Raw genomic sequence first — 13,044 nt, 5'->3', positions numbered from 1 at the left:
AGATTTTATGAAATTGCTCATAATATATGCGCATTTACTAAAGTTATAGCAAAGACCATGACATGACAAGTTTGTCGCCATTTTTACTATTTCGTAATGATTTTGTTGGATTTTCGAGGATAATTATCTATCGCTAATATGACGATTGTTCGCGAAGCCGGAAAATAATTTAATTGGCGCTGAACCTTTTCAAGAGATGTCTGTCTATCATGGTAATCCCGGTTCAATTAACGACATCTTTGCGCCCTATATGACACGTATCTTTGGCAAGTTTGTACTGATCATCGCCCTCCTGGGTCAGTTTATTCTGACACCAGCCATGGCCATGCCCAGCGCGCTCATGTCACTGATGCATGGTGGTCATATGGAGATGGCCCTCGACCAGGGCGACATGCGCTTAGCTCATAACATGAACCCTGAGATGGCGCCGTCAACCCAAGCCTCAGCTAAGTATGAGACTGGGATGCAGATGTCCCATCAGGGTGAGCCCTGCAAGATGTCCGGCGATAACTCGCTGGTGGACTGCGAAGCCCTGTGCGCTGCAATGGGCCCAGGCGATTGCATGACCCACTGCGCATCGACCTTAGGTAACCTGAGCGCCGCCGTACCATCTCTGACCATTCAGCCTCTGTCTGGTCCTATCGTCATCTCTGGCTGGTCGCTGCAGACCGCCGATCTCACTCCTCTATCGCCCCCTCCCATTGGTTAATGGTTCGTCTTCACCCTGCGTTACGCACACGAACATGAATCTGCCGCGCCGTTAACTTAATTAGGCGTGGTCAAAGAATTAGCCAATTTGTCAGGCCTGTGCCTGATGGGAGTCGATTATGAAAACACGTCATTTCTTTAGCAGCCTATTTGCTGCCTTCGTTGCACTGACTTTAGTTAACACCGCCAGTGCGGCCAGCCTGACCCTGCCCGATGAACTTCAGGTACAAGGCAGCGAAGTGCAAGTGGGTCATGAGCAGAGCGTGCTCAGCCTGGATGCGGGTAAACAACTAGTCGAGCTGGTGTATCGCGATATCTTTGCCGATAACGCCGACGATTCAGGCGCTTGGGTGACCTCAGAGCCCCTCTATCTTGCCTTAGATGTCAAAGGCGACGATGCCTACCGTCTGGTGCTTCCCGAGATAGTGACTCAGCAGGACGCCCAGGCCTTTGTCAATGCGCCTAAGGCCCGCCTGGTGTCACAAACTGGCCAGCAGCAGGAATTAACCCTGATGAATCATCAACAACTGATGGAAAAGATTTGGTTAGCACAATAAGGCTAGCCTGAGGCGAAGGGCCTTGACTTGCTGGAAATGTGAGTTTTATCAAGGCCCAATCTTGATATCGTGATAGACTTGGATCATCTCATTATAGGGTTACACCATGCGTCGTACGCTTAGACACCACACATTAGTCGTCATCACACTGCTCGCTCTGCTGGGCCAGGTGTTAATGGCTAATGGTATGGCTATGGTCTCTTATGCGCAGGCGGATGAGCAGCCCATGATGCAGATGAATAACGGCGACGACTGTCATGATGACGACGCTATGATGCAATCTCACTGCTGCGATGATGAGCAAAATGTGCTTCCCGCTGCTCAGCATTGCTGTGAAGGCAAAGGATTTTGCAAGGGAGATTGCAACCACTGCGTGGTGATCTCTGTGACAGGCACGCTGTTTACCGTTACGCCCTGGCCTGGCGTAGCCGGTTCCGAGTCTATCCTGGCCACTCAAATGCCTCATTTCCACTCTATCTCTTTAGGCTCAGCCTTCCGACCGCCGATCGCTTGATCCCTTGTGGCGCCCGGTTACGGCTGCCCGAGCTTAAATCGATAATCCTTTTGTTTTATTAAACGTTTTACTAGGTGTATTGGCGTAATAAACCCCTCAGCCTTGGAATCTTTCCATCTGCCGGGTACGCCTCAATATTTACTGCACTGATGTTTAGCGAAAAATGAATTATATTAGCCGCATATTAATTAGCTTAATTTAACTGTTTTAGGCTTAAGTCGCGCAAGCGTTACGCGTGTTATGCGGTCATCCTTTGATGGAGTCCATAGATGAAAACCCTGATCAGTCTGATTTTAACTGCGTTTATCTTTGTGAGTACGGCCCCAGTGGCCTTCGCCGAGCAGCATCACGCTGCGGCGGCCGAACAAGGTTATGACTGTCCCATGCATCCCGAAGTGAAAGGCGCCAAGGGCGATACCTGTCCTAAGTGCGGCATGAACCTAGAGCCAGCGGCGCACCACGCCATGGCCAAACACGATGGCAAGGACTGCGACAAGTGCCCTCACCATCAGCACGCCAAGGCCGATAAGGCTGGCGGTTATGAGTGTCCTATGCACCCAGAGGTGAAAGGCGTCAAGGGCGAAACCTGCCCTAAGTGTGGCATGAACCTGGAGCAGGCCAAGTCGGCTAAGGCTGGCAAGTCGTGCGACAACTGTCCTAAACATCAACATCAGATGGCCAAGCAAGGCTATCACTGCCCCATGCATCCCGAAGTGAAGGGGGCGAAAGGGGATTCATGTCCTAAGTGTGGCATGTTCCTCGAGCCTGTGGCGAGCGCCGAAAGCGGCCACAAGCATCACTAGTTTATGAGTGGAGATGAGGCATTATGAGTCAGGTAAATTCGAAAAACAGAGGCCAAAAGCTCGCTTATCTTTTGAGTCTATTTATGGTGGCGACCCCGCAGTTGGGTCATACCCAGGCGCTCGAGGCCAAGGCTAGCCAAGGCCATGAGGCCCATGTGCATCAGGTGGGGGAGAAGACCTATGCCTGCCCCATGCACCCTGAGGAGACCAGCCATGAGGCGGGCAGTCGTTGCCCCAAGTGCAACATGTTTTTGGTCGAGCAGGAAACCGATGCAAGCGAGACAAGTTTAACGGCAGGCCATGAGGTGACTTATGTCTGCCCAATGCACCCTGAGGTGACCAGCCATGAGCCCGGCAGCCGTTGCCCTAAGTGCAACATGTTCCTGGTGGCCGAGGAGGAAGAGGAGTCGACCAGTACTAAGGTTGAGCCCGAGATGGATCACAGCCAACACGATCCCCTGGCCCAGGCCAAGCCCGCGCCGCTCACCGGTGAGCCGTCGATCAAATATGTCTGCCCCATGCACGCCCACATCGTCAGCGATGTGCCCGGCACCTGTCCTATCTGCGGCATGAATCTGGAGAAGGTGGAGATGTCATCAGATGCCCAACAGATAGAGATAGATGTCTCAGGCAGCATGCAGCAGGCCCTGGCACTTAAGGTCGCCAAGGCGGAGAAAGATACCCTATGGAAGTTTGTCCAGACAGTGGGCCAGATAGGTTATGACGAGAGCCAGATCAATCACGTGCACGCCAGGGTCAACGGCTGGATAGAGAAGCTGGCTATCACCTCTGTGGGTGACAAGATCACTAAAGGCCAGCTGCTGTACGAGATCTACTCGCCGGATCTGATCAATGCCCAGGACGATTACTTGCTGGCGCTGAGCAGCCTGCAGAGCTCTAAGGATAGCCGCAACTACCAGGATCTGGTTCGCAAGGCGGGGCTACGCCTCGAGCTGCTGGGGATGAATCAGGCGCAGATTAAACAGCTGGCCAAGAGCAAGCAGACCCAGTACCGGGTGCCCTTCTATGCCAAGGCCGACGGCATCGTTAAGGCGCTGGCGGTGCGTGACGGCATGTATATTCAACCCGCCACAGAGGTGATGTCTGTGGTAGATCTCTCCAAGGTGTGGGTGATCGCCGACGTGTTCGAGAATGAACAGAGCTGGCTGGCCATAGGCCAACCTACAGAAGTCTCAGTGCCAGCCATGGATCTTAAGGGGATCGAGGGCAAGATCGATTACATCTATCCCGAGCTGGATCCCGTGACCCGTAGCCTGAGGGTGCGTATCGTGCTGGCCAACAGTGAGGTGGCGCTGCGCCCCAATACCCTGGCCAAGATAGAGATCTACGGCGGCCCGAATGAGGATGTGCTGGTGATCCCGCAGGAAGCCCTGATCCAGACCGGCAAAGAGAACCGTGTCATCGTCAAGCAGGGTGACGGCAGCTTCCTGGCCCGCAAGGTCACCGTCGGCATGATGTCTCAGGGCAAGGCAGAGATCTTAAGCGGCATCGAGGAAGGCGAACAGGTGGTGACCTCGGGTCAGTTCCTACTCGATTCAGAGGCGAGCCTGAAGGGCAGCCTGATGCGTCTTAGCAGCGGTCATCAGCACTAGGGGGCGCTATGTTAAAGAAAATTATCGAGGCCTCCATCGCCCAGCGATTGATGGTGTTGATCATCGCACTGATGATCACTGTCTGGGGCGTGCAGGAGCTGAGAAAGACTCCCCTGGATGCGCTGCCGGATTTGTCGGATGTGCAGGTGATCATCAAGACGCCTTACCCAGGTCAGGCACCTAAGCTAGTGGAAGAGCAGGTGACCTACCCTCTGTCGACCGCCATGTTGGCGGTACCCGGTGCCAAGACGGTGCGGGGTTACTCCTTCTTCGGTGACTCCTATGTTTATGTGATCTTCGAAGATGGCACAGATATCTACTGGGCGCGGTCACGGGTGCTGGAATACCTGAGCCAGGTCAGCAGCCGCTTGCCTCAGGGGCTTCAGCCATCGCTGGGGCCAGACGCATCGGGGGTGGGCTGGATCTACGAATATGCCCTGGTTGATCGCTCCGGTAACCTGGATCTCTCACAGCTCAAGAGCCTGCAGGACTGGTATCTCAAGCTAGAGCTACAAAGCGTGGCCGGGGTATCCGAGGTGGCGACCGTCGGCGGCATGGAACAGACCTACCAGATAGTGATCGAACCCGACAAGCTGGCCATCTACAAGCTGGATATTGCCGCGGTGAAGAACGCCATCAACAAGTCCAATACCGAGGCGGGCGGCTCAGTGATCGAGATGGCCGAGGCCGAGTATATGGTGCGCGCCAAGGGCTATCGTCAGACGTTGGATGATTTCAGGGAGATTCCCCTAGGGGTCACCAGCCCGTCTGGCACCGCTTTGCTACTCAAAGATGTGGCGACCGTGCGTAAGGGACCTGCCTCAAGGCGCGGTATTGCCGAGCTAGATGGTGAAGGCGAGGTGGTCGGCGGCATTATCGTGATGCGCTACGGCGAAAACGCCCTGGCCACCATAGATGCGGTCAAGGCTAAGCTGGAGCAGCTCAAGGCGGGTCTGCCACAAGGGGTTGAGATCATTCCCACCTATGACAGATCTGAGCTGATCAACAAGTCGGTGGACAACCTGTTCCACAAGGTGATCGAAGAGATGCTGGTGGTAGGCTTGGTGTGTCTGCTGTTCCTGCTCCATGCCCGCTCGACCCTGGTTGCGGTGATCACCCTGCCACTGTCGATTCTGATCGCCTTCATCGTGATGAATAAGATGGGGGTGAACGCCAACATAATGAGCCTGGGCGGTATCGCTATCGCTATCGGTGCCGTGGTGGATGGTGCCATCGTGATGATCGAGAACATGCATAAGCATCTGGAGCACTTTAAGGACGAGTATCGCAGGGATCCGGACAACAAGGAGCACTGGCATATCGTCGCCAAGGCGTCCATCGAGGTGGGCCCGGCGCTGTTCTTCTCGCTGCTGATCATCACCCTGAGCTTCGTGCCCGTGTTTGCCCTGGAAGCCCAGGAGGGGCGCCTGTTTAGCCCGCTGGCCTATACCAAGACCTTTGCCATGGCCGCGGCGGCGATTTTATCGATCACTTTAGTACCTATCCTGATGGGCTACTTTATTCGCGGCAAGATCCCCAAGGAGACCAGCAATCCCATCAGCCGTGTGTTGATTGCCCTCTATAAGCCTGCGCTCAATATGGTGCTGCGCTTCCCCAAGATCACCCTGATGCTGGCGGTGATCGCCCTGGGCAGCGCCTGGTACCCTGTGACCAAGATGGGTAGCGAGTTCATGCCTGAGCTGGAGGAGGGAGATCTCCTCTACATGCCGACGGCCCTGCCTGGCATCAGCGCCAGTAAGGCGGCCGAGGTGCTGCAACAGACAGACAGGCTGATCAAGACGGTGCCCGAGGTGAAGCGGGTCTTCGGTAAGGTGGGACGCGCCGAGACGGCGACCGACCCCGCGCCGCTCACCATGCTGGAAACCACTATCATGCTCAAGCCAAGAGAGGAGTGGCGTGAGGGCGTCGACCTCCAAGGGGTGATCGATCAGCTGCAGAAGACGGTCAAGGTGCCTGGTCTGACTAACGCCTGGGTGCAACCGATCAAGACGCGTATCGACATGCTCTCTACCGGTATCAAGACCCCTGTGGGGATCAAGATCACCGGCGCCGACGTCAACGAGCTGCAGAAGGTGGGGGCCGATATCGAGGCGATCCTCAGCCAGCTGCCCAATACCAAGTCGGCCTATGCCGAGCGGGTGGGCGGTGGCCGTTACGTGGATATCACGCCCAAGCTGGATGTGGCCTCACGCTACGGCATGACACTGACCGACATTCAGGACGTGGTGCGTTACGCCATCGGCGGCATGGATATCGGCGAGTCGATTCAAGGGGCCGAGCGTTACCCGATTAATCTGCGTTATCCGCGGGCGCTGAGGGACAATATCGAGAAGCTCAGGGAGCTGCCGGTGATCACTAAGTCGGGTCACTATTTGCCGCTGCGCAACCTGGCGGATATCGAGATCACCGACGGCGCGCCTATGCTCAAGAGTGAGAACGGCCGCCTGATCTCCTGGGTGTTTGTGGATATTCAAAACACCTCGATCGGCGAGTATATCGATGAGGCCAAATCAGCGCTGGATCAGCAGCTCAAGGTACCACCGAGATATAGCTACAGCTTCGCCGGCCAGTATGAGTATATGCAGCGGGTCGATGCCAAGCTGAAGAAGGTGATCCCTATGGCCCTCGGGGTGATCTTCATCCTGCTGATGATGACCTTCGGCTCGCCACTTCAGGCCTCTATCATCATGTTGAGTCTGCCTTTCGCCTTGGTGGGCAGCACCTGGTTGCTGTTCGCGCTGGACTTCAACATGTCGGTGGCCGTGGCGGTAGGGATGATTGCGCTGGCCGGGGTGGCGGCGGAATTTGGGGTGGTGATGTTGGTCTATCTCAATAATGCCATCAAGCACCGTAAAGACACTGGCGGCTACGAGTATGTGGCAGATCTCAAGGAGGCCCTAATAGAAGGTGCCGTGATGCGTATTCGTCCCAAGGCGATGACGGTAGCGACCATCTTCTTCGGCCTCTTGCCCATCATGTGGGGTGCGGGCTCGGGTAACGATGTGATGCAGAAGATCGCCGCGCCTATGGTGGGCGGCATGATCACAGCGCCGTTGCTGTCGCTGTTCGTGCTGCCGGCCCTCTATCTGCTGATCTATGGTCGTCGCCTCAAGCACTCTGCCGAGGCTTGATTCGGATATTGATTAGTTTAGGTACAAAAAAGCACTGCAATCGCAGTGCTTTTTTCTATCTGGTAACCGTTATTTCTGACAACGGCCTATGTTGGAGCCGGTTGAGCGTACTTTCTTACACTGCTGGCTAGCCTTGGTGCTGCCGTTGTCGGCGGTGGTTTCTGTATCTGACTCTTGGGTTGACGCACAACCGCTAAGGCCGATAACGAGAGTCGTCGCCATGATAGGCATCCATTTTTTAAGCATGGTTTACATCCCTGATTAGTAGTTAACAACATTGCCAAAATAAATTCGCAATGTTACGAACCTAACCAAAACAAAGGGTTAAAACAATGCCGGATCCCCATCCCGACTCAAGATTAGCGCTTTACTACTAGAGATTTAGGTCATGTTGAGTCTTATGACTGACAGAGTGCCGCCCTGGGGGTCGTTGATCACAGAGAAGCGTCCCACCTCGGGTATGTCCGTCGGCGGCACACACACCTGACCGCCTATCTCAGTGGCCTTGGCGACCGTGGCATCGCAGTTATCTACCATGATGTAGGGCATCCAGTGTGGTGGCATATCGCCCCACTCCTCGGTCATGGCCATCATGCCACCGACGGCGCGCTCGCCTTGGAGCCATTCATAATAGGTGAAGTCTTCCATCTGCGACTCGCGCACCTGCCAGCCCATAACCTTAGTGTAGAAGGCCTGGGCTCTAGCGGTATCACGACAGCAGAGTTCGGCCCAGCAGAGGGTGTTTGCCTCGCCCATGCGCATAGAGCCGATATGGGCGCCGGCCTGCCAGAGGGAGAAGCTGGCGCCTTCGGGATCCAGGCATTGGGCCATCTTGCCCGCATCGCCCACGCTGTGGGGACCTAGGATCACCTGGCCACCGTTAGCTATAACTGCCTCCAGGCTAGCCTCGAGATCATCGACGGCGAAGTAGATGCTCCAGTGGGTTGGCACCTTGTCGTCGATCATATTTTGCGGCAGCTGATACATGGCCCCTATGTCGTCATCTTCGATGGCAAACATGGTATAGACACCGTCGGGGATCGGCATATCCTTGAGCTGCCAGTCAAACAGCGCGCTGTAGAAATGTTTACCCGAGGCGGCCTCGTGACTGGCCAATTCGATCCAACAGGGGTCGCCATGTTGATAGCTAGTAATCTTCATCTTTGAGTCCTTTGTTAAGGAAGGTGCGACGACTTGTTCGCACCTTCCCTAATGAAAAATCTGTCGTGATATCAATTTAGTTAAGCCTGTTTTGCCATTTATGTCTATGCTGTGGGGAGAGTTATTGCGAATAGAGAGTTATTGCGAAGAGGGAGTTTCGATGAGCCTGACGTCCACCCAGATAGATCTTGTACAAACCTCATTTAAACAGGTCGAGCCGATCAGCGAGCAGGCGGCGGCAATTTTTTACGATGCCCTGTTTCAGATAGACCCCAATCTGCGGCCCCTGTTTAAGCAAGACATTCGGTCTCAGGGACGTAAGTTGATGGCCATGTTGAAGGCGGCGGTGGAGGGACTGACAGATCTCGATGCCTTGGTACCTCAGCTGCATGAGCTGGCACGTCGCCACCAAGCCTATGGCGTTAAACAGTCCCACTTTACCCCTGTGGGCAACGCCCTGCTCTATACTCTGAAGACTGGTCTGGGGGAGGCCTATACCCGCGAGGTGCGCGAGGCCTGGGTGGCGGTAATTCATCTGGTGGCTGATACCATGAAGCCGCTGCTGGACAGGTAATTTGTGACTTAAATAAAGAAAAAAGGCGCTCATCGAGCGCCTTTTTTCTGTTTCGGAGATAACCCGTTAGATCTAGCCGTACATGGGCAGCAGATCTGCCATGGCAAGCAGGTGACAGGCCGCGGTCAACAGGCCGTAGAAGATCACTATGGCGATAACTACAGTGCCGCCCGGCACCCTGAAACTCTGGCTGTCTGGGAACATCTGTCTGGCGCGATAGGCCATCAGGGCCGGCACTATGGCGGCCCATACTGTGGCGGCCAGGGCGGCAAAGCCGATGGCGATTAAAAAGCCGTTGGGGAACAGCAGACCTAACACAGTCGGTGGCAGGAAGGTCACTGCCGCCGTCTTGAGGCGTCCCGTACGTGACTCATCGAAGCCAAACAGGTCGGCGAGATAGTCGAACAGCCCAAGGGTCACCCCCAGGAAGGAGGAGGCCACCGCCAGATTGGCAAACAGGGTCAGCATAGTGGTCAGCCAGTCGCTGGCCATCACATCTGAGAGCGCCGCGACCAGCACGCCCATGTTACCGCCCTGGGCAATCACCTCGACAAAGCCGCTGCGAGTGATGTTTCCCATGGTGGCGACCAGCCAGCACAGGTAGATCACGAAGGCGATGAGGGTACCTAAGGTGATCGCCTTGACGATAGTGCCTGGGTCCTTGCCATAGTATTTCACCAGGCTGGGGACGTTGCCGTGATAGCCGAAACTCACCAGACCGAAGGGGATGGCGGCCAGCATATAGGGCAGATAACTGGCCTCACCATCGGGCACGAACAGCTTGGCGGGTTCCACCTCGATAAGCAGATTCCCTATGGCGAGGAAGAAGGTGATGATCATCCCGCCCAGCATTATGGTGGTGATGCGATCCACCGCTTTGGTGCTGATAAAGACGATAATCGCCAGGCCAACCGCAAACACCAGGCCGGCGAAACTCTGGGGCAGCTCTACCCCTAAGCTACTTAGGCTGTGGTTGACGATAGATCCGCCGCCACTGATATAGGCATAGGCCAGAATATAGAGCACGAAGGCGATAGAGAGGCCGTTGACGATACGCCAGAAGTTACCCAGGGTATCCCGGGTGAGGGTATCGAAACTGGCACCCGGCTCATAGTGCAGGTTGGTCTCCAGTAGCAGTAGGCCAGAGACCAGCATGCAGAACCAGACGCCCAGCATCATGAGCACTGAGTAGCTAAACCACATGCCTGCGCCGACCACTGGCAGGGAGAACATACCCGCGCCCACGGCAGTACCTGCGATGATCATGGCGCCGCCCAGCAGCGACTTACCCGAGGCCTTATGCTTGGCCGCATTCATATGATTGGCCATTAGGCTTGATGCTCCGCGGCGACACTGTCGACTATGGTCTGTCTAACCGAGCTCCTTAACAGGCTGTTGGCCCGGGTGCGGATACGCTGGACATCTTCGCTGTGGCTGTCATCGGCCAGGTAACCCAGCTCCTTGAGCTTGACGCTCAGGGTGCCGTAGAGTTTCTTGTCATAGAACTCTGGAGCCGTGATGCCATGGAGTGCGCCCAGACGCTGTGCCAGCTGGTGGCTGTCGCTCTCGAGCTCTGAGCGCTCAATCTTAGGCGAGGCCGCCAGCAGGTTGAAGATGATGGCGTAGCGCTGCATGGTCTCGCTGATGGTACCGGCCAGCAGCAACAACTGGTTGAGACCGTCTGGCTTGACGCTGAAATGCTTATCTTCGTCGATTAAGCCTTCGGCCAGTAGCTGATCCAGCAGCTGGTTCACATAGGTCTCGAGGTTATCGATTCCCATAAACAGCTCAGCCTGCAGCAGCGGGTAGAAATCTTTCACCGTGGCGATGATCTCGTCGCGGCTACATTCATCCTGGCGGGTCAGGCAGCTGGCGATCAAGGATGGGATCACCAACAGGTGGATGATGTTGTTGCGATAGTAGGTCATGGCAATCGCCAGGCTCTCATCGATGGAGATGATGTCACCCAGGGGGTCGCTGTCCAGCTTGAGCTTCTTCAGCTCCAGGCCCTGGGCGATAAGCTTGGCACCGTCGCCTTCGACCACTGAGGTGTAACCCGTGTAAGGCACGCTCTTGAGCAGCGACAGGTAGAGATCCAGCTGCTTCTCAAGCTGGCTGCGCTGCAGGGCATTCTGCTCAGAGGCCAACAGCACCAGGCTGGTCAGGGTGATAGAGCTGACGGCGGCGGCATCGTTGATACGGGTCATGACGCGGTTAGCCAGGGTGTTGACCACAGGGGTCAGCCAGCTCGGCTTCTGCTCGGGATCCTGGGCCAGCTCTTCGCGCCACTCGGGCACCTGCTCGTTGAGGTAGGTATGCAGGGTAATAGGCTCACCGAAGTTAACATAGCCCTGGCCGAAGTTGCCCAGCTTACGTATGGCGCCAAATACCTGCCATACAGATTCTTTCTGCTTCTTCTTACCGCTCAGCTCCTTGTGATAGGTCGCTACCTCCATCACATGGTCGTAGCCCAGATAGACGGGAACCAGGGTGACGGGGCGCTCGACACCGCGCAGCACGCTGTTGAGTGTCATAGCGATCATGCCCGTCTTAGGTGCCAGCAGGCGACCGGTACGTGAGCGGCCGCCCTCGGTGAAGTACTCGACCGAATAACCCTTGGCAAAGAGCTGATCTAGGTACTCACGGAATACCGCGGTGTAGAGCTTGTTGCCGCGGAAACTGCGACGAATAAAGAAGGCGCCACCGCGGCGGAACATGGGGCCGGCGGGCCAGAAGTTGAGGTTGATACCGGCGGCGATATGGGGCGGTACCATGCCTTGGTAATAGAGAATATATGAGAGCAGCAGGTAGTCCATGTGGCTACGATGACAGGGTACGTAGACGATTTCGTGGCCGTCGTGGTGCAGCTGACGGATCTGCTCGGCGCCCTTGATGTTGATCCCCTTGTAGAGCTTGTTCCACAGCCAGGTGAGGAAACGCTCGGCGATACGCACCAGGCTGTCTGAATAGTCGGCGGCGATCTCGTCTAAGTATTCCATGGCGGTCTCGCGGGCCTTGGCCTCGGAGATCTTCTTGCTCTGAGCCTCTTCCAGAATCGCCTTCTTCATCGACTCGGATTTCAGCAGGGCGTGGAACAGGTTCTGGCGGTTAGGCAGTACTGGGCCTGTCATCACCTTACGTTGACGGCTGAAGTGCACCCTGGCCACGCGTGCCAGCTTCTGGGCGATGCGCTTGTCGGTGCCGTGCTCATCGGCCATGTAGCGCAGTGACATGGCATTAGAAAACTGCACAAAGTTGTGGCGGCCGAGGAAGAGGATCATCAGGCACTTACGTAGCCAGGTGGGGCTCTCACGCTCCAGCACCGCGGCCTTCATGCTGTCATCTTCCTTGCCTGGGGTGCGACCCCAGTAGAGACTGACGGGCACCAGCTGAATATCCAGCTCAGGATGTTTCTTGTGGGCGCTCAGCAGGCGCGAGAAGCTTTCGAGGTAAAACTCGTTGCCTTCGCGTTCGCCAAATAGCGGCTTGGCTCCTTCGACACAGACGACTCGCGGCGCCTGTTCACCCTCGACATCCAGGCTCTGATAGGGGCTGGGCAGGCCGAGTCGGTCGGTTACCTCGCTCAGTGCGGCGATGTCACTGATCGATTCTGTCTTCATCACATAGACCAGGGGTCTGTCTGAATCCAGGTTGAGATCGGCAAAGGGATCCTGAGGCACCACTATGGTGTGCACGAGTTTCTTCTGGATCCAACGTAAGGATTTAAACCAAAGAGAGTCTTGTTTGGACATTATTCTTTATGCATAGGAGTCATGTTTAATAACGGCATAGAATACCAGAAAATGGTTAGGGGTTCCTAATTTGTCTTGCCGTCCGTTAGCCGAGATCACAGCCGCTCAGGCTCGAGTTTCATCTCCCATCGGCCTTAGGTGTGCGCCAACCCCAGTGGCTGAGAGGCTTAGCCGTATCTCTGCCGTCTATTCAAATTTCTCCGATTGTCA

11 protein-coding genes are annotated in these 13,044 nt (G+C 55.7%); 7 read left to right on the top strand and 4 right to left on the bottom strand.

All coding sequences use genetic code 11. The features are described from left to right. Positions 1-196 precede the first annotated feature (196 nt). From K0I63_RS18300 to K0I63_RS18275, 6 genes are all read left to right on the top strand, one after another. A complete protein-coding gene (locus tag K0I63_RS18300; protein WP_220081950.1) occupies positions 197-709 on the top strand; it encodes a hypothetical protein in 513 nt (170 codons plus the stop codon). A 118-nt stretch (positions 710-827) separates the two neighbouring features. Then, the gene (locus tag K0I63_RS18295; protein WP_220043565.1) at positions 828-1,265 is read left to right on the top strand and encodes a DUF2057 family protein; all 438 of its coding nucleotides are present in this window, start codon (positions 828-830) and stop codon (positions 1,263-1,265) included. A 106-nt stretch (positions 1,266-1,371) separates the two neighbouring features. Beyond that, on the top strand, positions 1,372-1,779 hold the full coding sequence (locus K0I63_RS18290; RefSeq protein ID WP_220072497.1) for a hypothetical protein: 408 nt from the start codon (positions 1,372-1,374) through the stop codon (positions 1,777-1,779). 269 nt (positions 1,780-2,048) lie between these two features. Beyond that, on the top strand, positions 2,049-2,582 hold the full coding sequence (locus tag K0I63_RS18285; protein ID WP_220081949.1) for a heavy metal-binding domain-containing protein: 534 nt from the start codon (positions 2,049-2,051) through the stop codon (positions 2,580-2,582). Between the two features lie 23 nt (positions 2,583-2,605). Continuing rightward, the gene (locus tag K0I63_RS18280; RefSeq protein WP_220081948.1) at positions 2,606-4,195 is read left to right on the top strand and encodes an efflux RND transporter periplasmic adaptor subunit; all 1,590 of its coding nucleotides are present in this window, start codon (positions 2,606-2,608) and stop codon (positions 4,193-4,195) included. 8 nt (positions 4,196-4,203) lie between these two features. After that, the gene (locus K0I63_RS18275) at positions 4,204-7,347 is read left to right on the top strand and encodes an efflux RND transporter permease subunit (protein WP_011867329.1); all 3,144 of its coding nucleotides are present in this window, start codon (positions 4,204-4,206) and stop codon (positions 7,345-7,347) included. A 69-nt stretch (positions 7,348-7,416) separates the two neighbouring features. Here K0I63_RS18275 and K0I63_RS18270 read toward each other — a convergent pair whose 3' ends face one another. Next, complete coding sequence (locus K0I63_RS18270) at positions 7,417-7,569, bottom strand: hypothetical protein (protein WP_186300602.1); 153 nt, start codon at positions 7,567-7,569, stop codon at positions 7,417-7,419. Between the two features lie 159 nt (positions 7,570-7,728). After that, positions 7,729-8,508 (bottom strand): VOC family protein, encoded by a 780-nt coding sequence (locus K0I63_RS18265; RefSeq protein WP_220081947.1) that lies wholly within the window; start codon positions 8,506-8,508, stop codon positions 7,729-7,731. 160 nt (positions 8,509-8,668) lie between these two features. Between K0I63_RS18265 and K0I63_RS18260 the strand changes: the two genes are divergently transcribed. Continuing rightward, entirely contained in the window at positions 8,669-9,082 is a 414-nt protein-coding gene (locus tag K0I63_RS18260; RefSeq protein ID WP_220079293.1) for a globin family protein, read from the top strand. A gap of 72 nt (positions 9,083-9,154) precedes the next feature. Here the strand turns inward: K0I63_RS18260 and mtr are convergent, their stop codons facing one another. Together mtr and plsB are read right to left on the bottom strand one after the other, a co-directional pair. Further along, positions 9,155-10,411, bottom strand: coding sequence for a tryptophan permease (gene mtr / locus K0I63_RS18255; RefSeq protein ID WP_220081946.1), 1,257 nt, complete (start codon positions 10,409-10,411; stop codon positions 9,155-9,157). After that, positions 10,411-12,834 (bottom strand): glycerol-3-phosphate 1-O-acyltransferase PlsB, encoded by a 2,424-nt coding sequence (gene plsB / locus K0I63_RS18250; RefSeq protein ID WP_220081945.1) that lies wholly within the window; start codon positions 12,832-12,834, stop codon positions 10,411-10,413. The genes mtr and plsB overlap by 1 nt, the downstream gene beginning before the upstream one ends. Between the last annotated feature and the right edge of the window lie 210 nt (positions 12,835-13,044).

Origin of the sequence: Shewanella rhizosphaerae, assembly GCF_019457655.1 — a bacterium.
Lineage (GTDB): Bacteria > Pseudomonadota > Gammaproteobacteria > Enterobacterales > Shewanellaceae > Shewanella > Shewanella loihica.
Note: the sequence above shows the minus strand (reverse complement) of the source record. Positions and strands in the feature narration are given on the sequence as shown.